Origin of the sequence: Billgrantia lactosivorans, from assembly GCF_003254665.1 — a bacterium.
Classification (GTDB): domain Bacteria; phylum Pseudomonadota; class Gammaproteobacteria; order Pseudomonadales; family Halomonadaceae; genus Halomonas; species Halomonas lactosivorans.
The window spans coordinates 182,634-207,670 of record NZ_QHGY01000003.1; the positions used below are offsets into that span (position 1 = coordinate 182,634).

The 25,037-nt window shown below is 69.8% G+C and carries 23 protein-coding genes; 16 read left to right on the top strand and 7 right to left on the bottom strand.

What is annotated here, in order from left to right:
* Positions 1-67: 67 nt before the first annotated feature.
* Positions 68-1,306, top strand: coding sequence for an EAL domain-containing response regulator (locus DIS04_RS09270; protein WP_111413478.1), 1,239 nt, complete (start codon positions 68-70; stop codon positions 1,304-1,306).
* Here DIS04_RS09270 and DIS04_RS09275 read toward each other — a convergent pair.
* A complete protein-coding gene (locus DIS04_RS09275; protein WP_111413479.1) occupies positions 1,246-2,898 on the bottom strand; it encodes an acyl-CoA dehydrogenase family protein in 1,653 nt (550 codons plus the stop codon). The genes DIS04_RS09270 and DIS04_RS09275 overlap by 61 nt on opposite strands.
* A gap of 221 nt (positions 2,899-3,119) precedes the next feature.
* On the opposite strand from DIS04_RS09275, the gene DIS04_RS09280 reads away from it, so the two are divergent.
* On the top strand, positions 3,120-3,623 hold the full coding sequence (locus DIS04_RS09280) for a glutathione peroxidase (protein ID WP_111413480.1): 504 nt from the start codon (positions 3,120-3,122) through the stop codon (positions 3,621-3,623).
* A gap of 23 nt (positions 3,624-3,646) precedes the next feature.
* Here DIS04_RS09280 and DIS04_RS09285 read toward each other — a convergent pair whose 3' ends face one another.
* Complete coding sequence (locus DIS04_RS09285) at positions 3,647-4,039, bottom strand: DUF7079 family protein (RefSeq protein ID WP_111413481.1); 393 nt, start codon at positions 4,037-4,039, stop codon at positions 3,647-3,649.
* A gap of 163 nt (positions 4,040-4,202) precedes the next feature.
* Here DIS04_RS09285 and fabV point away from each other — a divergent pair, with 163 nt between their 5' ends.
* The 8 genes from fabV (at position 4,203) to astB (ending at position 13,086) form a co-directional block, all read left to right on the top strand.
* Positions 4,203-5,399 carry an enoyl-ACP reductase FabV gene (fabV, locus tag DIS04_RS09290; protein ID WP_111413482.1) on the top strand — a complete coding sequence of 399 codons (1,197 nt, stop codon included), beginning with the start codon at positions 4,203-4,205 and terminating at the stop codon, positions 5,397-5,399.
* A 53-nt stretch (positions 5,400-5,452) separates the two neighbouring features.
* Positions 5,453-5,662: a hypothetical protein gene (locus tag DIS04_RS09295; protein ID WP_111413483.1), complete on the top strand. Its 210-nt coding sequence runs from the start codon at positions 5,453-5,455 to the stop codon at positions 5,660-5,662.
* Between the two features lie 80 nt (positions 5,663-5,742).
* A complete protein-coding gene (locus DIS04_RS09300; RefSeq protein ID WP_179951245.1) occupies positions 5,743-6,717 on the top strand; it encodes a GlxA family transcriptional regulator in 975 nt (324 codons plus the stop codon).
* A 160-nt stretch (positions 6,718-6,877) separates the two neighbouring features.
* A complete protein-coding gene (locus DIS04_RS09305; protein WP_111413484.1) occupies positions 6,878-8,092 on the top strand; it encodes an aspartate aminotransferase family protein in 1,215 nt (404 codons plus the stop codon).
* 50 nt (positions 8,093-8,142) lie between these two features.
* Positions 8,143-9,216, top strand: coding sequence for an arginine N-succinyltransferase (locus tag DIS04_RS09310; protein WP_111413485.1), 1,074 nt, complete (start codon positions 8,143-8,145; stop codon positions 9,214-9,216).
* On the top strand, positions 9,216-10,262 hold the full coding sequence (gene astA, locus DIS04_RS09315) for an arginine N-succinyltransferase (RefSeq protein WP_111413486.1): 1,047 nt from the start codon (positions 9,216-9,218) through the stop codon (positions 10,260-10,262). Before DIS04_RS09310 ends, astA begins: the two co-directional genes overlap by 1 nt.
* A complete protein-coding gene (gene astD, locus DIS04_RS09320; RefSeq protein ID WP_111413487.1) occupies positions 10,259-11,728 on the top strand; it encodes a succinylglutamate-semialdehyde dehydrogenase in 1,470 nt (489 codons plus the stop codon). Before astA ends, astD begins: the two co-directional genes overlap by 4 nt.
* A complete protein-coding gene (gene astB / locus DIS04_RS09325; RefSeq protein ID WP_111413488.1) occupies positions 11,725-13,086 on the top strand; it encodes an N-succinylarginine dihydrolase in 1,362 nt (453 codons plus the stop codon). Before astD ends, astB begins: the two co-directional genes overlap by 4 nt.
* A gap of 26 nt (positions 13,087-13,112) precedes the next feature.
* Here the strand turns inward: astB and DIS04_RS09330 are convergent, their stop codons facing one another.
* A complete protein-coding gene (locus DIS04_RS09330) occupies positions 13,113-14,135 on the bottom strand; it encodes an SDR family oxidoreductase (protein ID WP_111413489.1) in 1,023 nt (340 codons plus the stop codon).
* A 127-nt stretch (positions 14,136-14,262) separates the two neighbouring features.
* Here DIS04_RS09330 and DIS04_RS09335 point away from each other — a divergent pair, with 127 nt between their 5' ends.
* Together DIS04_RS09335 and zapE are read left to right on the top strand one after the other, a co-directional pair.
* A complete protein-coding gene (locus DIS04_RS09335) occupies positions 14,263-14,739 on the top strand; it encodes a GNAT family N-acetyltransferase (protein WP_111413490.1) in 477 nt (158 codons plus the stop codon).
* Positions 14,736-15,872, top strand: coding sequence for a cell division protein ZapE (gene zapE / locus DIS04_RS09340; RefSeq protein WP_111413491.1), 1,137 nt, complete (start codon positions 14,736-14,738; stop codon positions 15,870-15,872). Before DIS04_RS09335 ends, zapE begins: the two co-directional genes overlap by 4 nt.
* Here the strand turns inward: zapE and DIS04_RS09345 are convergent.
* Complete coding sequence (locus DIS04_RS09345; RefSeq protein ID WP_111413492.1) at positions 15,869-16,915, bottom strand: SPFH domain-containing protein; 1,047 nt, start codon at positions 16,913-16,915, stop codon at positions 15,869-15,871. The two genes, zapE and DIS04_RS09345, sit on opposite strands and share 4 nt — an antisense overlap.
* A gap of 67 nt (positions 16,916-16,982) precedes the next feature.
* Positions 16,983-17,435 (bottom strand): NfeD family protein, encoded by a 453-nt coding sequence (locus DIS04_RS09350; protein WP_111413493.1) that lies wholly within the window; start codon positions 17,433-17,435, stop codon positions 16,983-16,985.
* Positions 17,436-17,538: 103 nt separating this feature from the next.
* Between DIS04_RS09350 and copM the strand changes: the two genes are divergently transcribed.
* The 4 genes from copM (at position 17,539) to malG (ending at position 22,099) form a co-directional block, all read left to right on the top strand.
* Positions 17,539-18,117, top strand: coding sequence for a CopM family metallochaperone (gene copM, locus DIS04_RS09355; RefSeq protein ID WP_111413494.1), 579 nt, complete (start codon positions 17,539-17,541; stop codon positions 18,115-18,117).
* A 213-nt stretch (positions 18,118-18,330) separates the two neighbouring features.
* Entirely contained in the window at positions 18,331-19,518 is a 1,188-nt protein-coding gene (malE, locus tag DIS04_RS09360; protein WP_111413495.1) for a maltose/maltodextrin ABC transporter substrate-binding protein MalE, read from the top strand.
* A 60-nt stretch (positions 19,519-19,578) separates the two neighbouring features.
* Positions 19,579-21,183 (top strand): maltose ABC transporter permease MalF, encoded by a 1,605-nt coding sequence (gene malF, locus DIS04_RS09365; RefSeq protein WP_111413496.1) that lies wholly within the window; start codon positions 19,579-19,581, stop codon positions 21,181-21,183.
* A gap of 25 nt (positions 21,184-21,208) precedes the next feature.
* Entirely contained in the window at positions 21,209-22,099 is an 891-nt protein-coding gene (gene malG / locus DIS04_RS09370) for a maltose ABC transporter permease MalG (protein WP_111413497.1), read from the top strand.
* 82 nt (positions 22,100-22,181) lie between these two features.
* On the opposite strand, the gene ugpC is transcribed toward malG, so the two are convergent.
* Both ugpC and DIS04_RS09380 read right to left on the bottom strand, forming a co-directional pair.
* Positions 22,182-23,297 carry a sn-glycerol-3-phosphate ABC transporter ATP-binding protein UgpC gene (gene ugpC / locus DIS04_RS09375; protein ID WP_111413498.1) on the bottom strand — a complete coding sequence of 372 codons (1,116 nt, stop codon included), beginning with the start codon at positions 23,295-23,297 and terminating at the stop codon, positions 22,182-22,184.
* Entirely contained in the window at positions 23,285-24,961 is a 1,677-nt protein-coding gene (locus DIS04_RS09380; protein WP_111413499.1) for an alpha-amylase family glycosyl hydrolase, read from the bottom strand. The genes ugpC and DIS04_RS09380 overlap by 13 nt, the downstream gene beginning before the upstream one ends.
* Positions 24,962-25,037: the final 76 nt, after the last annotated feature.

The following is a 25,037-nucleotide window of genomic DNA, read 5'->3' on the forward strand; positions in this document are numbered from 1 at the left end:
GACAACCGAGCCGGCTGGTCGTCAGGGATGATGGTAGCCTCAGGATAATTCGTGAGCGGGATCCCTGATGAACCTTTTGGCGGAATATGAAGCAGACGAGCGCGCCCTGGCCCTGGTGCTCGACGAGGATCCCGACGTGGTGGCGGTCCTGTCGCTGCAGCTTCACGTACTGGGCCTGGAGAGCCGCTGCTATCGGCGCGCCGATGCGCTGCTGGCGGAGCTCGACGAGTGCGCGCCGCAGCTGGTGATCATGGGGCTGGAGTTCGGCGACCCGGATGGCATCGAATTGCTGAGGCTGCTCGCCGAGCAGCGCTTTTCCGGCTGGGTGCTGCTGCTGGGCGGGGTCGAGCGCAAGATCTCGCGCATCGCCGAGCGGGTGGGGCAGACCCTGGGGCTGCAGATGCTCGGCTCGCTGGACAAGCCGATGCGGCTGGCCGAGCTTCGCGAGCGCCTGGACCGGCTGCGCCCCGGCTGCAAGCCGGCCATCGTGCCCGAGGACAGCCCCTTCTTCTCCGTCGAGGAACTGGAGACGGCGCTCCAGCGCCGCGAGCTCACCGTGCACTACCAGCCGCAGTTCGAGCTGGCCAGCGGGCGCCTGAGCGGGGTCGAGGCGCTGGTGCGCTGGGCGCATCCGGTAATCGGCCTGATCGGTCCGGCCAGCTTCCTGCCCATGCTGACGGCCGCGCAGAGCCGGCGCCTGACCTGCCACGTGCTCGAGCAGGCGCTGGCCGATGCGCAGCGCTGGCGCGCACTGGGCGTGCAGCTCTCGCTGTCGGTCAACGTCACCGCCGACGACCTGATGGCGTCGCAGCTGCCGGCGCTCAGCCGCCAGCTGGCGCCGGAGGGCTCGCCGCTGGTGATCCTGGAGATCACCGAGACGGCGGCCATGGACGACGAGCTGCTGGGCTCCGAGATCGCCGCGCGGCTGCACCTGAGCGGCATGGAGGTGGCGGTGGACGACTTCGGCGTCGGCTTCTCGTCGCTCTCGCGGCTGCAGATGCTGCCCATCAGCGAACTCAAGATCGACCGCAGCTTCGTGCGCCACGTTCAGCAGGAGAGCCAGGACGCGGCGATCGTCGAGGCCGTCGCCCTGCTCGGTCGTCGCCTGGGCATCCGCGTGGTGGCCGAGGGCGTCGAGGAGCTCGACTGCCTGCCCACCCTGGCCCGCTTCGGCTGCACCCATGTGCAGGGCTTCGGCCTGTCGCGGCCGGTGCCGGCCGAGGACATTCCGGCGCTGGCCGGCGATCAGTCGCCGATACGCGCCAGGATCGCCGCCAGCGGCGCGTCGGCCGGCAGCACGCCGTAGGCGGGGCTCGCCTCCACGCCAAGCCTCGAACGGCAGAAGGTCTCGGCCACCGCGTTCGGCCCGTGGCGCAGCAGCAGTGCCGCCTGCAGGCTCTGGGCCAGGCGCTGGGCGAGCCAGCGGGCGCGCGGTTCGAGCGCCTCGGCGGGCAGCGCCAGGTCGTGCTCGAGACCGCCCAGGGCCAGGTCGAGGTCCTGCTGCAGGCCCTGGGCGGCGCCGAGTTCCTCGCGCAGGGCGGCGATCGACTCGGGGTGGCGTGCCAGCACCCGCAGCAGGTCGAGGCAGATGACATTGCCCGACCCCTCCCAGATCGAGTTCACCGGCGCCTCGCGGTAGAGCCGCGCCAGCGGCGTCTCCTCCACGTAGCCGATACCGCCCAGGCACTCCATGGCCTCGGCCATGAAGCCCGGCCCGCGCTTGTTGTGCCAGTACTTGGCCAGGGTGGGCAGTACCCGCGCCAGGGCCGTCTCGTGGGGCTCGCCGCGGGCGTCGCCGTCGAAGGCACGGGCGGTACGCATGACCAGCGCCAGGCCGGCCTCCACCTCCAGCGCCAGGTCGGCGATGACCGCCTGCATCAGCGGCTGTTCGGCGAGCCGGCGGCCGAAGGCGTGGCGCTGGCGCACGTGGCGCCACGCTTCGGCCAGCGCCTGGCGCATCATGCCCACCGGGGCGGTGGCGGCGTCCAGGCGGGTCTGCTGCACCATGTCGATGATGGTCGCCACGCCGCGGCCGGGCTCGCCGACCGCCGTTGCCCAGGCGCCGCGGTACTCGATCTCCGCCGAGGCGTTGGCGCGGTTGCCGCACTTCTCCTTGAGCCGCTGGATCTCGATGGGGTTGCGCTCGCCATCGGGCGTGAAGCGCGGCGCCAGGAAGCAGGTCAGCCCGGCCTCGGTCTGGGCCAGGGTGAGGAAGGCGTCCGACATCGGCGCGCTGCAGAACCACTTGTGCCCGGTCAGCCGCCAGCCCTCGCCGTCGCGCTCGGCGCGGGTGGCGTTGCGGCGCACGTCGCTGCCACCCTGCTTCTCGGTCATGGCCATGCCGAAGGTGAGGCCGCGCTTCTCGCCCGCGGGCAGCGCGCGCGGGTCGTAGGCGCTGGCCAGCAGGCCCGGGGCCCACTCGGCTTCGACCGTGCGGTTGCGGCGCAGCACCGGCATGGCGGCGTGGGTCATGGTGACCGGGCAGCAGAAGCCCGGCTCGGCCTGGGTCAGCAGGTAGAGCGCGGCGACATGCGCCTGGTGGCCGCCACGCCCCTCCTCGCGCCAGGCCACGGCGTGCCAGCCGCCCTCGAGTGCCAGGCGCATCAGCTCGTGGTAGGCGGGGTGATAGCGCACCTCGTCCAGCCGCCGGCCGTGGCGGTCGAACAGGCGCAGCTCCGGCGGGTGACGGTTGGCCGCCTCGCCCCACTCCTGCACGCGACGGCTACCCGCCTCGCGGCCCAGCGGCGCCAGGCGCTCGGCGACCCAGGCCGGGGCGTCGCGCTGCAGTGCTTCGCGCAGCGGCAGGTCGCCGCCCAGGAGGTCGCTGTCGCCGGGCGTATCGGGCTGGTTGACCACCTCATGGGTGGCCAGGCGGTGGCGGGGGGCATTGTCGCGCATGGCACGCTTCCTCTGGTCCGGCGTCCCGCGGGACGGGTTTTTCGAAGCATGGCCAGCCGCGGCGCAGGGGTCAACGCATGCCGAGCGTGACGATTCCGCATCTTCTCGGTAGGCTTGCAGAAAGCGGTGGGTCTGGCCGGGGCGGCTCGTGCGAGCCCATGGGCGGGATGGGCTGCGTGCGAGGCGCGGCGTGTGACGGACGACAGCGAGGCAGGCAAGCGATGGCCATCCACGAGCACGAATGCCGTACCTTTCGCGGCGAGCCCTTCAACCTGCGCGCCCTGCAGGGGCAGGTGCTGTTGATCGTGAACGTGGCCAGCCGCTGCGGCTTCACGCCCCAGCTCGGCGAGCTGGAGCGGCTCTATCGCCGCCACCGCGACCGCGGCTTCACCGTGCTCGCCTTCCCCTGCAACCAGTTCGCCCGCCAGTCGCCGGAGACGGCGCTCGATTTCTGCGCCTTCAGCACCAGCCAGTACGGCGTCACCTTCCCGGTCATGGAGAAGGTCAGGGTCAACGGTGCCGCGGCGCACCCGCTGTTCGTCGAGCTCAAGCGCCGGGCGCCGGGGGTGATGCGCACCCGGATGATCAAGTGGAACTTCACCAAGTTCCTGGTGGGGCGGGACGGTACGGTGATCCGGCGCTTCTCGCCGCGTGCCAGCGGCCTTGAACTCGAGCGCGCCCTGGAGCAGGCGCTGGACGAGGACTTCCAGCCCCAGCAGGAATAGCGAGCGCCAAGCCCGCTGAACGCTCAGGAGTGGGGCAGCTCGCCGCGCTCCATCATCACTCGCGCCATCAGCTCGTTCCAGCGGTGCCGGGTCATCATCGTGGTCAGCCCCGAGAACAGCGCCCAGCCCTTGCGCCGCCAGCCCGTGAGGCGCAGGTTGTGGGCCACCAGCTGCTGCATCAGCCGGTAGTCGTCGAAGCTGTGCCACCGGCCGGCGATCGAGACCTGATTGCGCGACAGTACCGGCGCCAGCTCCAGGCGAAAGATCCACTCCAGTTCGTTGAGCGTCAGGTCGTGGCGCTGGATCACCTCCACCATGTGCGCGAAATCGCGTTCGCCGGGTTCGCGATCCAGCCATAGCGGGGCCAGCGCCAGCCACAGCTCGCCGCGTTCGTCCACCAGCGCCTGTGCGTTCATACCTACCTCCTGCCATGGCATCGCCAGGGTTGCATCGTGCCCCAGGAGCCGACGTCGCTCAAGTGCGGACAGACGCCGGCCTGGCCGCTAGAATGTCGCCACTGCCCATGCGTATCGATCCGGCGTCCCGCGCGGCGCTGTACCACCAACAACGAGGTCTGTCGTGATCATCAAACCCAAGGTCCGCGGTTTCATCTGTACCACTGCCCACCCGGTCGGCTGCGAGAAGAACGTGCTCGAGCAGATCGAGGTCACCCGCACCCGCCAGTTCGACAAGGCCAACGGGCCGAAGAAGGTGCTGGTGGTCGGCGCTTCCAGCGGTTACGGCCTGGCGGCGCGCATCACCGCGGCGTTCGGCTACGGCGCCGACACCCTGGGGGTGTTCTTCGAGAAGCCCGGCAGCGAGAAGAAGCCCGGCACCGCGGGCTGGTACAACGCCGCCGCCTTCGACAAGTTCGCCAAGGCCGAGGGGCTCTACAGCAAGTCGATCAACGGCGACGCCTTCTCCCACGAGGCGCGCGAGAAGGCCATCGAGCTGATCCAGCGGGACATGGGCCAGGTCGACCTGGTCATCTACTCGCTGGCCTCGCCGGTGCGCAAGCTGCCCGACAGCGGCGAGCTCAAGCGCTCGAGCCTCAAGCCGATCGGCGAGACCTATCGCGCCACCGCCATCGACACCAACAAGGATGCCATCATCGAGGCCGAGGTCGAACCCGCCACCGAGCAGGAGATCGAGGATACCAAGGCGGTGATGGGCGGCGAGGACTGGGAGCTGTGGATCGACGCCCTGGACAAGGCCGGCGTGCTGGCCCCGGGCGCGCGCAGCGTGGCGTTCAGCTACATCGGCACCGAGATCACCTGGCCGATCTACTGGCACGGGGCGCTTGGGAAGGCCAAGGAGGATCTCGACCGCGCCGCCCACGAGATCGACGCCAGGCTCAAGGCCACCGGCGGCGGCGCCAACGTGGCGGTGCTCAAGTCGGTGGTGACCCAGGCCAGCGCCGCGATTCCGGTCATGCCGCTCTATATCGCCATGGTCTACCGGATCATGAAGGAGAAGGGGCTGCACGAGGGCACCATCGAGCAGCTCAACCGCCTGTTCGCCGAGCGCCTCTACGGCGGGCAGTTCGTCACCGACGAGGCCGGCCGCCTGCGCCTCGACGACTGGGAGCTGCGCGACGACGTGCAGCAGGCGTGCAAGGAGCTGTGGCCCCAGGTGACCACCGAGAACCTGTTCCAGATCACCGACTATGCTGGTTACAAGCACGAGTTCCTGAAGCTGTTCGGGTTCGAGCGCGATGACGTCGACTACGAGGCCGACGTGAACCCGGACATAGACTTCGATGTCGTGACGCTATAGGCCCGCCGCGCGTTGCCATGGCGGGCGAACCCAGCGGCAGAGGAGGTCCCGCCATGGATACCAGGGAGAGCAAGACGCCGGAGGAGAAGAAGCGGCACCTGATGGAGGAGCGGCTACCCGAGGACTTCGCCCACCCCGAGCCCGACGCCGATCAGCCGGAAGCCAAGCGGCCGGCCAGCGGCGAGCAATGGCTGGTACTGGGCGTCGCCCTCCTGGCAGGCATCATCGTGATCGCGCTGCTGCTGTCACGACTGGGAGGCTGAGCCGCGTCGTTGAGGGCCGGTACTGCCAACGCTGCCGATCGAGTACCATCTGAACTTCGTTCCGGCAATGGCGCAGTGGCATGCCCGATTCATCCTCGACCGCTTCTCGTGAGCCGCCGGCCCGCTGGGTCGGTGTGCTGACGCTGCCGGGCTTCTCGCTGCTGGCCCAGGCCTGCGCGCTGGAGCCGCTGGTGGTGGCCAACCAGCTGGCCGGCCGGCGGCTCTATCGCCTGCAGGCGTTCTCACCCGAGGGCGGCGAAGTGGCCAGCATGGCCGACATCAGCCAGGCGGGTTGCACCCCCTTCGAGCTGTCCTCGACCGAACTCGACCTGCTGATCGTGTGTGCGCCCAGCCCGCTGCCGGCCATGCACGAGAGTGCCCTGCCGGGCCGGCTGCGTCAGCTCGGCCGCAGCGGCGTGGTGCTGGTGGGGGTCGGCGGCGGCACCGAGCTGCTGGCCCGCGCCGGCGTGCTGGACGGCTACCGGGCCACGCTGCCGTGGCAGCGCTTCGCCGCCTTCACCCGCGACTTCCCCCGCGTGCGCCTCACCCAGCAGCTGTTCGAGATCGACCGCGACCGCCTCACCTGCGGCGGCGGCACGGCGGCGATGGACATGATGATGACCCTGATCGCCTCCCACCACGGCAGCGAGCTGGCCGAGCGGGTCTCCGAGCACTTCGTGCTTGAGCGCGTGCGCATGGCCGACGAGCCGCAGCAGGTGCCGCTGCGGGCGCGGCTGGGGCATGCCCCGGCGCCGCTGGTGGACGCGGTGATGCTGATGGAGGCCAACATCGAGGAACCGCTGACCACCCACGAGCTGGCCGAGCACCTGGGCATCTCGCGCCGTCAGCTCGAGCGGCTGTTCAAGAAGTACCTGCAGGCGGTGCCCGGCCGCTACTACCTCGACCTGCGCCTGAAGGAGGCGCGCCGCCTGCTGCGCGACTCCGACCTGCCGGCCGGCGAGATCGCCATGAAGACCGGCTTCTCGTCGCCCGCCCACTTCTCCACCGCCTATCGCAACCACTTCGGCGTGACGCCCCGCGAGGAGCGTCTCTAGCGCGCCCGGGCATCTCGCGCCTCCCGTTTTCCCCGCCGCGACAGCCCTTTTATACAAATCGGGGTCCCATTGCTGAAAGCCGTCGGCAGTGTGGCTCCTTATACTCGAATGACCTCGTTGCGTTGCCAACGCCCCCCCCCTTGCAGGAATGGAGACCGAGATGAGCCATACCCCGACCCGCGCCGACTTCGACCGGTACATGGTGCCGAACTACTCTCCCCAGAAGGTCATTCCGGTCCGCGGCGAAGGCAGCCGACTGTGGGACCAGGAGGGGCGCGAGTACATCGACTTCGCCGGCGGCATCGCCGTGAACTCGCTGGGTCACTGCCATCCGGTGCTGGTCGAGGCGCTCACCGAACAGGCGGGCAAGCTCTGGCACCTCTCCAACGTCTACACCAACGAGCCGGCGCTCAAGCTGGCGAAGTCGCTGGTGGAGCGCACCTTCGCCGACAAGGCCTATTTCTGCTCCTCGGGCGGCGAGGCCAACGAGGCGGCGCTCAAGCTGGCGCGGCGCTGGGCCCACGACAACTTCGGCGAGCACAAGCATCGCATCGTGTCGTTCTACCAGTCGTTCCACGGCCGCACCTTCTTCACCGTCAGCGTCGGCGGCCAGCCCAAGTACTCCCAGGGCTTCGGCCCGGTGCCCGGCGGCATCGTGCATGGCGAGTTCAACGACCTCGACAGCGTGCGTGAGCTGATCGACGACGACACCTGCGCGGTGGTGGTCGAGCCGATGCAGGGCGAGGGCGGCATCGTGCCGGCCACCCAGGCGTTCCTGCAGGGGCTGCGCGACCTGTGCGACGCCCACGATGCGCTGCTGATCTTCGACGAGGTGCAGACCGGCGTCGGCCGTACCGGCTCGCTGTTTGCCTACATGGACTACGCCATCCAGCCCGACATCCTCACCAGCGCCAAGGCGCTGGGCGGCGGCTTCCCGATCGGCGCCATGCTCACCACCGACCGCGTGGCACCGGCGCTGGCCATCGGCACCCACGGCTCCACCTACGGCGGCAACGCCCTGGCCTGCGCCGTGGCCCTGGCCGCGGTCGAGCACATCGATACTCCCGCGGTGCTGGGCGGCGTCAAGCAGCGCCACGACCTGTTCCGCGAGCACCTCGAGGCGATCAACCGCAAGCATGGCGTGTTCAAGGAGATCCGCGGCATGGGCCTGCTGGTCGGTGCCGAGATGGCCCCCGCCTACGAGGGCCGCGCCAAGGACATCCTGCCGCTGGCCATCGAGGAGGGCGTGATGGCGCTGATCGCCGGGCCCAACGTGCTGCGCATGGCACCGTCGCTGGTGATCCCCGAGGCCGACATCGCCGAGGGCATGGCGCGGCTGGAGCGTGCCATCGCCCGGCTGGTGACGGCCGGGTGAGGGCCAGTCGCGCCATGCACGACACCGCCCATCGACCAGGAGATCCCGCCATGATGGTCGTACGCCCCGTCCGGCCGGTCGACCTGCCGGCCCTGGAGCGGCTGGCGGGCTCGGCCACCCCGAGCCTGACCAACCTGCCGGCCCATCGCGACCGCCTCGAGGAGCGCATCGCCCGCTCGCGGCAGTCGTTCGGGCGCGAGGTCGATTTCCCCGGCGACGAGCAGTACACCTTCGTGCTCGAGGACCTCGAGCGCGACGAGGTGGTGGGCACCGCCACCCTGCGCGCCGAGGCCGGCGCGCGGGAGGCCTACTACACCTACCGCCAGGAAACGCTGATCCACGCCTCGCAGCAGCTCAACGTGCGTCGCGAGGTGCAGACCCTGTCGCTCTCCCACGAGGTCTCCGAGACCACCCAGCTGTGCGCCCTGTCGCTGGACCCGCGCTATCGCGGCACCAGCGCCGAGAGCCTGCTGCGCCGCGCGCGACTGATGTTCATCGCCCAGTACCCCGAGCGCTTCGCCGAGGTGCTGGCGATGGCCTTCCCCGGCTATCTCGACGAGCAGGGCGAGTCGCCGTTCTGGAACAGCGTGGGGCGTCACTTCTTCGTGCGCGACTACCACGACATCAACTACCTGGCGGGGGTGCGCTCGAAGAGCTTCATCGCCGAGGTGATGCCACAGTTCCCGCTCTACCTGGCGCTGCTCACGCCCCAGGCGCGGGCCGCCATCGGCCGCGAACACCCCGCCCACGAGGCGGCCATGGCCGAGATGCTGGCCGAGGGCTTCATGCGCTCGCGTCACGTCGACCTGTTCGACGCCGGGCCGGTGATCAAGGGCGAGCGCGACCGTCTGCACACCTTCCGGCGTGCCGCCTGGCATCCGGTGCGGGTGCGCCCGGCCCACGCCCTGCCCGACGCCGAACCGGCGATGATCGCCAACCAGCGCCTGGCCGACTTCCGCTGCGTGGTGGCGCGCTACGCGCTGTCGCCCACCGGGCAGCTGATGCTCTCGCCGGAGCACGCCGAGCTGCTCGGCGTGGAGGAGGGGCGGGCGGTGCTGGCCGCGCCGCTGGCGCTGCCCGCCGGCGGCGAGGACGAATCGGGTTTCGACGAGGGGGAGCTGTGATGCGTATTCGACCGATTGCCGAGGGCGACCTGGACGAACTGCAGAAGATCGCCCGCGAAACCGGGGTCGGCTTCACCTCGCTGCCCGACAACCGCGAGTTCCTCAGCGACAAGATCGCCGCCGCCGTCGCCGCCTTCGAGCAGCGCACGCCGCCCGACCGGCGCAACTACTTCTTCGTGCTCGAGGACGAGGCCAGCGGCGAGCTGGCCGGCTGCTGCGCCATCGAGGGCCAGGTGGGCCGCGAGGTGCCGTTCTACCACTACCGCCTCGGCACGCTGGCGCACTCGTCGGTGCAGCTCGACCTGCACCGCACCATCGACACCCTGTTCCTCAGCTCCGACCACACCGGCGATGCCGAGGTGGCCTCGCTGTTCCTGCGCCCCGGCTTTCGCGGCAGGGAGCGTCAGCACCAGCGCAACGGCGCGCTGCTGTCGCTGATGCGCTGGCTGTTCATGGCCGAGTTCCGCGACCAGTTTCCCGACAAGGTGCTGGCCGAGATGCGCGGGGTGTTCGACGAGAACGGCAAGAGCCCGTTCTGGGAGTGCCTGGGCAGCCACTTCTTCCCGCTGGACTTCGACGAGGCCGATCGCCTCACCGGGCTCGGCCAGAAGAGCTTCATCGGCGAGCTGATGCCGAAGTTCCCGATCTACACGCCGTTCCTCTCCGACGAGGCGCGGGCCTGCATCGGCCAGGTGCACCGCGATACGCGGCCGGCGCTGGCGATGCTCAAGCAGGAGGGGCTGCGCTGGGAGGGCTTCATCGACATCTTCGACGGCGGGCCGACGGTCGAAGCCTATATCGACGACGTGCGCGCGGTGCGCAAATCGCGTCGCTGCCGGGTCGAGATCCGCGGCGATGGCGAGACGCCCCGCGTCCGCCCGCGCTGGCTGGCGGCGACCACCGTGATGGCCGATTTTCGCGCCGCCTGGGTGGCCCAGGGCCCCGACGAGGAGGGCACCCTCACCCTGAGCGAGACCGAAGCACGGCGACTCGGCGTGGCGGCCGGCGACGCCCTGCGCGTACTGGATACCGAGGAGAGTTCATGAACGCGATGCAACAGCTGTTGCTCGGCGGCCGCTGGCTGCCGGGCGAGGCGACGACCTTCACCAAGCGCGACCCGGTCTCCGGCGAGACCCTGTGGCACGGCGCCGCCGCCAGCGACGCCCAGGTGGCGGCGGCGGTGGAGGCCGCCCGCGGCGCCTTCCCGGGCTGGGCCCGGCTCGCCTTCGCCGAGCGCCTGAGCGTGGTGGAGCGCTTCCGCGAGCGGCTGGAGAGCCACCGCGAGGTGCTGGCCCGTGCCATCGCCGCCGAGACCGGCAAGCCGCTGTGGGAGGCGCGCACCGAGGTCGGCGCCATGATCGGCAAGGTGGCGATCTCGGTGCGCGCCTACCAGGAGCGCACCGGCGAGCGTAGCCGCGACCTGGGCGACACCACCGCCGTGCTGCGCCATCGGCCGCACGGGGTGATGGCGGTGTTCGGCCCCTACAACTTCCCCGGCCACCTGCCCAACGGGCACATGGTGCCGGCGCTGCTGGCCGGCAACACCGTGGTGTTCAAGCCCAGCGAGCAGACCCCGCTGACCGCCGATCTCACCCTGCAGTGCTGGCACGAGGCGGGCCTGCCCGCCGGCGTGATCAACCTGGTGCAGGGCGCCGCCCCGGTGGGCCAGGCGCTCTCCTCGCACCCCGGCATCGACGGCCTGCTGTTCACCGGCAGCGCCCGGGTCGGCGGCCTGCTCAACCGGCAGTTCGCCGATCAGCTGGAGAAGATCCTGGCGCTGGAGCTGGGCGGCAACAACCCGCTGGTGGTCAAGGAGGTGCACGACCAGGACGCCGCGGTGCTCACCATCCTGCAGTCGGCATTCCTCTCCGGCGGCCAGCGCTGTACCTGCGCGCGCCGCCTGATCGTGCCCGAGGGCCAGGTCGGCGATCACCTGCTCGATGCGCTGGTCGACGCCATCTCGCGCCTGCGGGTGGCAGGGCAGTTCGAGGAGCCGGCGCCGTTCTATGGCGGCCTGGTCAGCCCGGAGGCGGCCCGCGGGCTGCTCGAGGCGCAGGACGCCCTGGAGGGGCTGGGCGGCGTGGTGCTGGCGCGCATGGAGTGTCTCGAGGAGGGCACCAGCCTGCTGTCGCCGGCGCTGATCGACGTCACCGGCCTGCCGGTGCCCGACGAGGAGCACTTCGGGCCGCTGCTCAAGGTCTATCGCTATCGCGACTGGGACCACGCCGTGGAACTGGCCAACGACACCCGCTACGGCCTCGCCGCGGGGCTGATCGGCGGTGAACGCAGCGACTGGGACGACTTCCTGCTGCGCATCCGGGCCGGCATCGTCAACTGGAACCGCCAGACCACCGGGGCCTCCGGCGACGCACCCTTCGGCGGCGTGGGCATCAGCGGCAACCATCGTCCCAGTGCCTATTACGCGGCGGACTACTGCGCCTACCCGGTGGCCTCGATGGAAGCCGAGACCCTGAGCCTGCCCGACAACCTGCCGCCCGGAGTGGTGCTATGAGCCAAACGACGAACGCCGACTGCCGGGAGGTCAACTTCGACGGCCTGGTGGGCCCGACCCACAACTACTCGGGCCTGGCTCTCGGCAACGTGGCCTCGATGCGCCACGGCGGGCTGGTCTCCAACCCCCGCGAGGCGGCACTGCAGGGGCTGGCCAAGATGAAGTCGCTGCTGGACGCCGGCTACGCCCAGGGCGTGCTGCCGCCCCAGCAGCGCCCCGACCTCGGCGCGCTGCGCTCGCTGGGCTTCACCGGCAGCAACCGCGAGGTGCTGGCGCGGGCGGCCGCCGAGGCGCCGCAGGTGCTGCGCGCGGTGTGCTCGGCCTCGAGCATGTGGACGGCCAACGCCGGCACGGTGACGCCGAGCCGCGATGCCCCGGACGGCCGGGTGCACTTCACCCCGGCCAACCTGCAGTCGAGCTTCCATCGCTTTCTCGAGCCCGAGACCACCGGCCGCGTGCTGGCGGCCATCTTCCGCGATGACGCCCATTTCGCCCACCACCCGGCGCTGCCGGCCACGCCGGCGTTCTCCGACGAGGGCGCGGCCAACCACACGCGGCTGTGTGGCGAACACGGCGAGGCCGGCGTGCACCTGTATGTCTACGGTCGGCAGGCCTTCGGCGGGGACCCGGCGCATGAGCCCAAGCGCTTCCCCGCCCGCCAGACCCTCGAGGCGAGCCAGGCGGTGGCGCGCCAGCATGGCCTTGCCGCGAGGCAGACGGTGTTCGCCCAGCAGCATCCCGCCGCCATCGACGCCGGGGTGTTCCACAACGACGTGATCGCGGTGGGCAACGGGCCGGTGCTGCTCTACCACGAGATGGCCTTCCTCGACGAACAGGCCACGCTCGACGAGCTGCGCAGCAAGATGTCGACACCGCTGATTCCGGTGCGCGTGCCCGGCGAGGCGGTGAGCCTGGAGGATGCCGTGGCCTCCTACCTGTTCAACTCGCAGCTGCTGAGCAACCCCGACGGCAGCATGACCCTGGTGGTGCCGGGCGAGTGCCAGGAGCGCGAGGCGGTGTGGCGCACCATTCAGGACCTGCTGCTGGCCGGGCACAATCCCATCGGCGAGGTGGTGGTCAAGGACGTCAAGCAGAGCATGCGCAACGGCGGCGGCCCCGCCTGCCTGCGCCTGCGGGTGGTGCTCTCCGCCGAGGAGCGCGCCGCGTTGACCGGCCGCGTGCTGCTCACCGGGGCCCTGCACGGCGAACTCGTCGACTGGGTCGAGCGCCACTACCGCGATCGCCTGGCGCCCGACGACCTGGCCGACCCGCAGCTGGCCGACGAGACCCTCACCGCGCTGGACGAGCTGACGCGGCTCCTCGAGATCGGCTCGGTCTACCCCTTCCAGCTGGGCTAGCCCCGGCGCGTCGGTTGCCGGCCGGCTCAGTGGCGCTTTCGCCGCGCCGTGCCGGTGAGAGCGGCGATGCCGAGCACGGCGCCGGCGATGGCCGAGGCCGTCAGCGCCGGATGCATGGCCGCCTGGGTGTAGCGGCTCCGGCGAGCGACCGGATGCTCGAACTCGGCCCGCTGCCAGACCCCCGGGGCGGGACGATGCAGCCCGCCGATCCCGTGGGGCGGCTGGTTCGATTGCTGCCGCGGGATCATGCTGCGGCGCATGATGCGGTCGGCGAGTCGCGGTGCCAGCTGGCCGAGCATGGCGATGCCCTTGCTCGCGCCACCGACGCGCATGTCGCGGCGCGGATGTTCGGCGCAGTGGAGGATGGCCTCGGCCACCACGCTCGGTTCGTAGAGCGGCGGCGGCAGGGTCGGCTCGACCGCCAGATGGTTGCCGGCGTGATGCGGGAAGGGCGTGGCGATGCTGCCCGGCTTGACCAGCGTGAGCGAAATCGGCGCGCCAAGCTCCTCGAGCTCCATGCGCAGCGCATCGGTGAAGCCCTTGACCGCGTGCTTCGCGGCCGAGTACATGCCCTGCAGCGGGATGGCGCGATCCGAGACCACCGAGCCGAGATTGATGATCGCGCCGCCATGCGGCTCGGCGCGCACCGCCAGGTGGCGGGCCGCCTCCAGCGAGCCATGGACGACGCCCCAGAAATCGGTGTCGAACAGGCGCCGCTGGTCCTCGAGCGGCTGATCGGTGAGGTAGCCGAACAGCGACACGCCGGCGTTGTTGATCCAGGTGTCGAAGCCGCCGAACTGATGAATGGCCGTCTGCGCGATGTCGCGGACCTGCTTGGGGTCGCCGACGTCGGCCGCCACGGCGACGGCCGCGGCACCGCGCTGGTCCAGTTCCTCCACCAGCGCTTCCAGCGCGCTCTCGTCGCGAGCGACGACCACCAGGCGCGCGCCGCGCTCGGCCGCCAGGCGCGTGGTTGCCAGGCCGATGCCGCTGGTGGCGCCGGTGATGACGAGGGTCTGCTCTTCGAGCCGCTTCAGCGGTAATGCCATACTGCCTCCTTGCCTGCGCACCCCGTGCGCCATGGCGTTCTTCGGTCGATGTTGTCTCAGCATAGAAAGTCTGCGAGAACAACCAAAGCGAGGCGGCAGCCGCCCGCGCGAAGCAAGAGGAGTGCGCATGAATTCGACGATCACCATCGTCCGCCTGACCCCCGACTCACCCCACGTGGCCAGCGTGGCGAGCTGGACCCATGCCGAATGGGGCCACCTCAACCCCGACTATACGGCCGACAGCTGGCGCGACGCCTTTCGCCGCGAATGCGGCGACGGCGGGGTTCCCTCCGTGTTCGTGGCGATGGACGGCGACCAGCCGGTGGGCACGGCGGCACTGATGGCCCGGGACATGGACGACCGACCCGACCTCACCCCCTGGCTGGCCTCGGTGTTCGTGCTGCCGGAGTGGCGCGGCCAGGGCATCGCCACCCGCCTGATCCGGCGGGTCGAGCAGGAAGCCGCTGCCTGCGGCACCCGCCGGTTCTACCTCTTCACCCCCGACCAGCAGGCGCTCTACCGGCGGCTCGGCTGGTGCGACCACGAGGAGCTCAGCTACCGCGGCGAGGAGGTCACCATCATGCTGCGCGAGCTCGGGGCGTGACGGCGGCCTCGCCGCTGAGGCTGTATCGCGAGGCGGTCGAGCATCACGGCTTCGCCCCCGACGAGGCCCAGCAGGCTGCCGCCGCGCGGCTCGACGCGTGCTTCCAGGCGCTGCAGGGCGCGGGCGCCACGACAGGGTGCGGGGCCGTTCCAGGCGTCTATCTGTGGGGGCCGGTGGGGCGCGGCAAGACCTGGCTGATGGACGGCTTTCAGCGCCACCTCCCGGTGCCCTCCCGGCGCCTGCACTTCCATCGCTTCATGCGCTGGGTCCACCAGCGCCAGTTCCAGCTCGGCGGCGTGTCCGATCCCCTCACGGCACTGGCCCGTGAGCTGGCGACCGAGGTTCGCGTGCTCTGCCTCGATGAGCTGTTCGTCAGCGACATCGCCGATGCCATGCTGCTCGGGCGCCTGCTGCAGGCGCTGTTCGACCACGGCGTGGTGCTGGTGTGTACCTCCAACCAGGCGCCGAGCCAGCTCTATGCCGACGGCTTCAACCGTGAACGATTCCTGCCCGCCATCGACGCCATCGAGCGCTGCATGGAAGTGGTGGAACTCGACGGTGGCTTCGATCACCGCCTGCACCCCGGCCGGGCGTGCCAGCGCTATTGGGTGGCCGAGCCCGGCCGGCCGAGTGCGCTGGACGACGTTTTCGCCCGGCTGAGCGAGGGTGAGTTGGCAAGCCATGCGCCCATCGAGCTGGGGCATCGCCGGATTGCGGTGGAACGGCGTAGCGAACGCGTGGTGTGGTGTCGCTATGCCGAGTTGTGCGAATCGCCCTTGGCCGCGCTCGACTTCATCGCCCTGGCCGACGCGTTCGAGCATGTCATGCTCAGCGAGGTACCGCGCCTGAGCGGTGCCGCTTCGGCGGGACGCATCGCCCGCGGCACCGAGGATGGCGCCGAGCGCATCGAGGCCGGGGAGCGCGAGCTGCCGCCGCTGTCGCGGCGCGACGATGGGGTACGGCGCTTCATTGCCCTGGTCGACGAGTGCTACGACCGCCGCGTGCCGCTCCACATCGAAGCCGAGGTCGCCATGGAGGAGCTCTATCCCCATGGCTACCTGTCGTTTGCCTTCCGGCGCACCCTCAGCCGGCTGCGCGAGATGCAGCTGGCGCGATTCTCGGTGAGCGCCTAGCTGCCGGCCGCTCCGCCGACGATGCCGCTGCGAAAGCCGCTCTGGCGGTCGTTGTCGCGCAGGTGCTGCGCCACGGTGTCCTCCGGCGAGCCGGCCATTTCGCGGAACATGCCCATGGAGCCGAGCAGGGCGGAGGACTCGTAGGGCACGAACACCCGTTCGCCCTCCTTGGCCATGTTCGGCAGGACCTTGATGTAGCTCTGGCCGAGCAGGTAGCCCACCACGGTGCGCTTGTGCTCGTCGCTGTCGCCGATGGCGTTGAGCACCAGCTTGATCGACTCCTGCTCGCCCTGGGCGCGCAGGATGGCCGACTCCTTGTCGCCCTGGGCGTTGAGGATCGCCGATTCGCGCTGGCCCTGGGCCTTGGCGATGGCGGCGGCCTTCTCGCCCTCGGCTTCCGTCACGGTGGCGCGACGCTTGCGCTCGGCGGCCATCTGCAGGCGCATGGCGGTTTCCACTTCCTCGGGCATGGCGATGTCCTGCACCTCCACCCGCGAGATCTTCACCCCCCATTTGGAGGCCGGCTCCTCCATCGCGGCCTGGATCTCGTTGTTGACCTCGGCGCGCGACTCGAACAGCTTGTCGAGTTCCATCTTGCCCACCACCGAACGCAGCGTGGTCTTGGCCAGCACTTCCACCGCCTGGCTCATGTTCTCTATCTCGTAGACGGCACGGCGCGGGTCGATGATCTGGTAATAGAGCGCCCCGTTGATGGTGACCGTGACGTTATCGGTCGTCACCACCGGCTGGCCGGGAAAGTCCATCACCGTCTCGCGGCGGTCGATACGTGCCTCGCTGCTCGTTATCGGAAAATACTCCTCGCCGCGCTTCTGGTAGCGGATCATGGTGATGGCGCGGGGCTGCTCGATGAAGGGGATGATGATGTTGATGCCGCTCTCCAGCAGGCGGTTGAACGAGCCCAGGCGCTCGATCACCATGACCTCCGACTGGCGCACGATGACCAGCCCCTTGGCGACGATCAGGATGCCGATCACGACGACGATGAGCGCCAGCAGCAGCCCCGGATTGATGGGTAGATCCATGTTCACGTTCCCTCTTTCGATGCGTAGGTAGGCGCCGTCCTTCGGCGCCGGGTGTCTTGCTCGTGTATCACTGAGGCTGGGTGTGGCTGACGATGGCGGTGGTGCCGTCGAACTGACGGAAGACCACGAGCGTTCCCTCGGCAAGCTCGGTCTCGCCGGTCTCGGCCACGCGCAGGCGGTAGAAGTCGCCGTTGATCTTGATCCCGCTGGCGCCATCGAAGTCACGCTTCAGCGTGGTGTAGGTGCGCCCCTGCTCGACGCCGGTACCGGTGGTGCCGTAGGCCACCCCGCTGGGCGAGAACCAGGGGCGGATCACCTTGATCGCCAGCGGGATCAGGAGGCCCGAGAACACGCCCATGGCCAGCAGCTGCCACGGCAGGGTGAGCCCGAATGCCGCCAGGGCCGAGGTCAGGGCGGCGGCGACCCCCAGCGACAGCAGCACCAGGCCGCCGGAGGAGAGTTCAGCCAGGCCCAGCAGCAGGGCGATGGCCAGCCAGATCAGGGCGGGGTTCCAGTCCATGGTAGTCTCGGTAATGAATGGTTTCCCTGGCGCCCAGGCGCGATGACCTGCGCGATCCCAGGTTCTATCGTAATCCTACGACCCCATGGTAAAGGAGAGCACCATGTCGCACACCCCGCATATACGCCCTCTTTCGGCGCTGGCCGTGATCCTGGCCGGCGGCGCCCTGCTGTCAGCGCCGATCTTGGTGGCGGAGGAGGAGGCTCAGGCGCAGGAGCGCGTCGAGCAGGCCGAGCCCGAGCAGGCCGAGGCGCAACAGGATGGCGCGGATGCCGAGGACGAGGCCAACGGGGACGAGGCCAACGGGGACGAGGCCCGGCAGGAGGAGGCGGGCAGCGAGGAGGCCCCCGACCCATCCCCCGAGGCACATGCCGAGCATGCCGACACGCCCGAGGAGGACGAGCACGCCGACAATCCGGCGGTTCAGGCCTACCGCGAGATCGCCGAGCGCATGCATGGTGACATGCAGACCGAGTTCAGCGGTGACGCCGACGCCGACTTCGCCCAGGGCATGATCGCCCATCATCAGGGCGCCATCGACATGGCCAACGTGGTACTCGCTCACGGCGAGGACGAGGCCATCCGCGACCTGGCGCGGGAGATCATCGAGACCCAGGAGGAGGAGATCGCCTTCCTCCAGGACTGGCTGGCCCAGCACGGCCACGAGGGCGACGCCGACTAGAGCGGTTCGCCACCCCCCCGGACGGCATCGCCGCATGCCGTCCGTCTCTCTGCGGCGCGTCTTGCGCTGCCTGCTTCGCTCCTACGCCCTGCGTTTACGCCACCCCTGCGTCCCTGGGGGAGGAGGACGCCTGCGCCGCGATTGGCGAGGCTAGGCGTGTTCGCTACCGCCGCGCTCAGACGGCACCGATAACAACAACCCGGAGGTTGCTACATGACTCGGACACGCCATGGCGTGCTGTTCCCGCTGTTGGCCGCGCTCGCCGGCGGCCTTCCCCTCTCCGCCCAGGCCTTCGAGGACGACCGGCTGACGATCTGGATGGGCGACAACAAGGGCCACGACGGCATTCGCGAGGTGGCCTCACGCTTCACCGAGGAGACCGGCATCGATGTCGAGGTGGTCAATCCCGACAACCTCACCGACCGCTTCCAGCAGGCCGCCGGCAGCGGCCAGGGGCCGGACATCGTGATCTGGGCCCACGACCGCATCGGCGAGTGGGCCCAGAGCGGCCTGCTGGCACCCATCGCCCCGGACGACGACTTTCGCCAGCGCTACTTCGACTTCACCTGGGACGCCACGCTGTGGAACGGCGAGCACTACGGCTACCCGATCTCGGTGGAGGCGCTGGGGCTGATCTACAACAAGGCGCTGGTGGAGACGCCTCCGGAGAGCTTCGACGAGCTGGCGGCACTCGACGCCGAGCTCGCCGAGCAGGGCAGGAAGGCGATCCTGTTCGACTACGGCGAGCCCTACTACGGCTGGACGCTGCTGGCGGCCAACGGCGGCTACCCGTTCCGCCAGACCGAGGCCGGCTTCGACGTCGACGACATCGGGGTCAACAACGCGGGTGCGATCCAGGGCGCCGAGCTGCTGGTCGAGCTGATCGAGAGCGACGTGCTGCCGCGCGGCACCGACTACAGCATCATGGACACGCGCTTCAACCGTGGCGAGGTGGCCGCCATGATCAGCGGCCCCTGGGCCTGGAGCAACCTGGAGCAGAGCGGCATCGACTACGGCGTGGCACTGCTGCCCCGGGTGGGGGAGGAGCGCGCCAAACCGATGTTCGGCGTGATGGCGGCGATGATCAACACCGCCTCGCCCAACGACTTCCTGGCCGTCGAGTTCCTCGAGAACTACCTGCTCGACGAGGCGGGCATGCGCACCTTCAACGATGACGGCAGCCTGGGCGCCGTGGCGCACATCGACTACCAGCAGGAGCTGGAGAGCGACCCCAATATCGCCGCCACGCTGGAGAACGCCGAGCTCGGCATGCCGATGCCCAACATTCCCGAGATGGGGGCCTTCTGGGCCGCCATGGAGCCGGCGCTGCAGAACATGGGCAGCGGCCGCCAGTCGCCCCGCGAAGCGCTGGACGCCGCGGCGCGGCGCATGCGCCAGTAACCGTCTCGCTCAATGCCCCGGCCGGCGGCAGGCGTCGCCGGCCATCAGCAGGACCTGCTCATGTATACCACCAATGCTTCCCGGGGGCTGCCGCGCCACCGCTCCCGCTACCCGGCCGAACGTTACACGCGCTGGGCGCTGCGCGGCCTGGTCGCCGCCCTGGTGCTGGCGCTGCTGTGGCTGGTGCTCGCCTTCCACCTCAACGGCCAGCCGATCTTCGCCATGCTGTTCCTGGTGCTCGGCGCGGCCCTGGGCGCGGTCTTCACCCGCCGCCGGCTGATGAGCCACCGCTACATCTTCCCCGCCGTGGCCAGCATGGCGCTGTTCGTCATCTTTCCGCTGCTCTATACCATCGGCATCAGCTTCAGCAACTACAGCTCCAGCAATCTGCTCAGCGAGGAGCGGGTGCGGGCCCAGCTGCTGTCGCGCACCTACCAGGAGGAGAGCGCCACCTTCGGCTTCCAGCTCTATGGCAATGACGAAGGCGTTCAGCTCTACCTGGCGCGCGAGGGCGAAGCCGACGAGCGGGAGGCCGAGCTCGAGGCGGCGCTCGAGGGCGTCTCGCGCTTCGTCACCGGGCCGATGCCACTGGCGCAGGGGGAGGGGCGGCACGTCGCCATCCAGCCGGCGCCAGGCGAACCGTCAGGCGAGGCGCTGCCCATGCGCGAGGTGATCGCCAATCGCGCCGCGCTGCAGGAGCTGGTCCTGGTGACGCCCGAGGGGCTCGAGCTGCGCATGGTCGGGTTGCGCCATTTCGCACCCATGCTCCAGCGCTACGCGGCGCGCGACGACGGCAGCCTGTACGACCGCCGTGACGATCGCCTGCTCACGCCCGATCACGAGACCGGCTTCTTCGTCGCCGACGACGGCGAGCGCATCACGCCGGGCTGGCCGGTGGCGGTGGGCCTCGACAACTACGCCAGGATCTTCCTCGACCCCGACATCCGCGGGCCCTTCCTGCAGATCTTCGTCTGGACCTTCGCCTTCGCCGGGCTCACGGTGGCGTTCACGCTGATGGCGGGCTTCGCGCTCGCCTCGCTGCTGCAGTGGGATCAGCTGCGAGGCAAGGCGCTCTACCGTACCCTGCTGATCCTGCCCTACGCGGTGCCGGCCTTCATCTCGATCCTCATCTTCAAGGGCATGTTCAACCAGCACTTCGGCGAGATAAACCTGATCCTCGACGCCCTGTTCGGCATCCGCCCCGGCTGGTTCACCGACCCCTGGCTCGCCCGTACCATGCTGCTGGTCGTCAACACCTGGCTCGGCTACCCCTACATGCTGCTGCTGTGCATGGGCCTGATCCAGTCGATTCCCCGGGACCTCTACGAAGCCTCGGCGGTGGATGGCGGCGGGCCGCTCACCAACCTCTTCCGCATCACCCTGCCGCTGATCCTCAAGCCGCTCACGCCGCTGCTGATCGCCTGCTTCGCCTTCAACTTCAACAATTTCGTGCTGATCGCCCTGCTCACCGGCGGCAACCCCGACATCCTCGGCGCCAGCACCCCGGCAGGCACCACCGACCTGCTGGTGAGCTACACCTACCGCATCGCCTTTCAGGACGCCGGGCAGAACTTCGGCCTGGCCGCCGCCATCGCCACGCTGATCTTCGTGCTGGTGGCGGGGCTGGCGCTGCTCAACCTGCGCCTGGCCAAGGTCAGGGTCTGATTCGCAAGCTCACAGGAGAATCGTCATGGCCATGGTTCAACCCCGCTCGATCCGCGCCCGCAAGCTGGCGGCGCATCTCGCCCTGATCGGCTTCCTGGTGCTGATCCTGTTCCCGCTGGTGCTGGTGATCTCGATCTCCTTTCGCGAGGGCAACTTCGCCAGCGGCAGCCTGATCCCGGAGAACTTCTCGCTGGAGCACTGGGCGCTGGCGCTGGGCATTCCCTGGGAGCGCGCCGACGGCAGCGTGGTTCAGCCGCCGTTCCCGGTGCTGCTGTGGCTGTGGAACTCGATCAAGGTGGCGCTGGTGTCGTCGCTTTTGATCGTGCTGCTCTCCACCACCAGCGCCTACGCCTTCGCCCGCATGCGCTTCGCCGGCAAGGCGCCGCTGCTCAAGGGCATGCTGATCTTCCAGATGTTCCCGGCGGTTCTGTCGCTGGTCGCGCTCTACGCCCTGTTCGACCGCCTCGGGCAGTTCGTCGGCTGGCTCGGCATCAATACCCACGGCGCCCTGATTGTCGCTTCGCTGGGCGCGGTGGCGCTGCACATCTGGACCATCAAGGGCTATTTCGAGTCGATCGACGGCTCGCTGGAGGAGGCCGCCATGGTCGACGGCGCCAGCACCTGGCAGGCGTTCCGCCATATCCTGCTGCCGCTGTCGCGGCCGATCCTGATGGTGGTGTTCATCCTCGCCTTCGTCATGAGCATCATGGAGTACCCCATGGCCTCGGTGCTGCTGGTCGACGAGCACAAGCTGACGCTGGCGGTGGGCGCCCAGCAGTACCTCGCCGACCACAACCAGCGCTGGGGCAACTTCGCCGCTGCCGCGGTGCTCTCCGGCCTGCCGATCACCGTGGCCTTCCTTGTCTGCCAGCGCTGGATCATCGGCGGGCTGACGGCGGGCGGGGTGAAGGGCTGACAACAGGCGCGAAGACTGGCTGCGGTCCTGGCAAGACGCCCCGATCTCGACGAGATCGGGGCGTCATTGGTAACCGCGGAAGCTAGAGGGTCACGCCGGGAATCCGCACCTGCCGCGGGCAGGCCGTGCCATCGGCTGCGAACAGGTGGCAGCGCTCGCCGGAGAGGCCCAGCTCGATGCGCTGGCCATCCTCCAGGTGGGTCAGGCCGTCGAGGCGCTGGGTCAGGGTCTCGCTCGCGCCTTCCACGCGCAGGTGGGCCAGCGTCTCGTAGCCGAGCTTCTCGGCCACCAGCAGCCGCGCGGCGAGACGCGCCTCGGCGCCGGCCGCGGCGACGAAGTCCTCGGCGCGCACCGCCAGGGTGGCACTGTCGCCGGCCTTCAGGCGGGCGCCGTCCACCGCCACGGCCAGCGTCTCGCCGCTGGGCAGGCGCACCGCGGTGCGCTGCCGGCCCGGATCGAGGACCGTCACCGGCAGGGTGTTGATGCGCGGCGAGCCGATGAAGCGCGCCACTTCCAGCGTGGCCGGGTAGTGGTAGAGCGCGAGCGGCGCGCCGACCTGGGCGATGCGCCCGCCGGCCAGCAGCACGATGCGGTCGGCCAGCGTCATCGCTTCGGTCTGGTCGTGGGTCACGTAGATCATGGTCGCACCCAGGCGCCGGTGCAGCTCGGCGATCTGGACGCGCATGTCGACCCGCAGGGCGGCGTCGAGGTTGGAGAGCGGTTCGTCGAACAGGAATACCGCCGGCTCCTTGACCAGGGTGCGGCCGATGGCCACCCGCTGGCGCTGGCCGCCGGAGAGCTCCTTGGGGCGCCGCTCGAGCAGCTCGCCGAGATGCAGCATCTCGGCGGCATGGGCCACCCGGCGCCGGATCTCGGCCTTGTCGGTACGCGCCAGCTTGAGGCCGAAGGCCATGTTCTCGGCCACCGTCATGTGCGGGTAGAGCGCGTAGGACTGGAACACCATGCCGATGTCGCGCTCCTGCGGCGGCACCTCGTTGATGCGCTCGCCGTCCAGGCGCATCTCGCCGCGGGTGATCTCCTCGAGCCCCGCGATCATGCGCAGCAGGGTCGACTTGCCGCAGCCGGAGGGGCCGACGAAGACGACGAACTCGCCGTCCTCGATGGTCAGGTCGATGTCGCGGGAGACCTCGACGCCCTCGTAGTCCTTGCCGATGCCGGTGAGCGTCAGATGTCCCATGTGATTTCCTCCCCGGTCGGGCAGCGGGCGATGGCGACACCATGGGGCGGCAGCTGCAGCCGGCCGTCCTGCCAGCGACCGTTGACCAGGGCCGGGGCGTCGTCGAGCGGGGCGGCCTCGCGCGGCGCCGCAAGGTCGCGGGGGGCATCGCCGAAGTTGAGCGCCACCAGCAGGCGCTCGCTGGGCTGCCGGGCCGGGTAGTGGCGCTCCAGGCACAGCACGCCGTCGCGGACCGGATGGTAGCGGACCTCGCCCTTGACCAGCGCCACGTGCTCGCGGCGGAAGGCGAGGAAGTCGCGGTAGGCGTTGAGCAGCGAGCCGGGGTCCTCGTCCTGGCGATCCATGGCCAGGGCCAGGTGCTCGTCGGGCACCGGCAGCCACGGGTCGGCCTGGGAGAATTCGCCATGCCGGATGTCGCCGCTCCAGGGGTGGGGCGTGCGGCAGCCGTCGCGCCCCTTGTAGGCCGGCCAGAAGGTGATGCCGGCCGGGTCGGCCAGCTGCTCCAGGGTCAGTTCGGCCTCGGTCAGTCCCAGCTCCTCGCCCTGGTAGAGGCACACGCTGCCGCGCTGGGTGAGCAGGAAGGCCAGGTAGAGCCGCAACTTGTCCCGATTGCCCTCGGCGCCCCAGCGAGTGGCAACGCGGGGCACGTCGTGGTTGCCCAGCGCCCAGCACGGCCAGCCGTCGCCGATGCGCTCCTCCATGGCGGTCATGGTCCGGTGCAGGAAGGCGGGATCGTGGCGCTCGCCGAGCAGGTCGAAGGAGTAGGCCATGTGCAGGCGGTTGCCGCCCTGGGTATAGGCCGCCATCACGTTGAGCGAATCGTCGTCGCCCACCTCGCCGACGCTGGTGGTGCCGGGGTACTCGTCGAGCAGGGCGCGCAGCCGCTCGAGGAAGGCGAGGTTCTCGGGCTGGGTCTTGTCGTGCAGGTGAAGCTGGTAGCCGTAGGGGTTGTCGTGGCGCACGCCGAGAAAGCCCTCGGCGAGTTCGCCACGGGGCGGGTTGTCCTTGAGCTCGCCGTGGGTGCAGAAGTTCACCGCGTCGAGGCGGAAGCCGTCGACGCCACGGTCGAGCCAGAAGCGCACCTCGTCGAGGATCGCCTCGACCACCGTCGGGTTGCGGAAGTTGAGGTCCGGCTGGCTGGCGAGGAAGTTGTGCAGGTAGTACTGGCAGCGGCGGGTGTCCCACTGCCAGGAGCTGCCGCCGAACACCGACTGCCAGTTGGTGGGCGGCGAGCCGTCGGCCTTGGGCTCTGCCCACACGTACCAGTCGGCCTTGGGGTTGTCGCGGCTGGCACGGCTCTCGGCGAACCAGGGGTGCTGGTCGGAGGTGTGCGAGAGCACCTGGTCGATGGTGACCTTGAGCCCACGGGCATGAGCGGCCTCCACCAGGCGGTCGAAGTCCGCCAGGGTGCCGAACATGGGATCGACGTCGCGGTAGTCGGCCACGTCGTAGCCGAAGTCCTTCATCGGCGAGGTGAAGAAGGGCGATAGCCAGATGGCATCGACGTTCAGCGAGGCGATGTAGTCGAGCTTGTCGATGATGCCCGGCAGGTCGCCGATGCCGTCGCCGTTGCTGTCCATGAAGCTGCGCGGGTAGATCTGGTAGATCACCGCGCCGCGCCACCACTCCTGCCCCTGCCTGCCGAAGATCTGCTGTGGGTTCATCTCTTGTCCTTGTCGCCGTGCGTGGGTGGGTACCTGGCGACGATGGTGACCTCGGGCACGGCGGGGGGAATCCTCT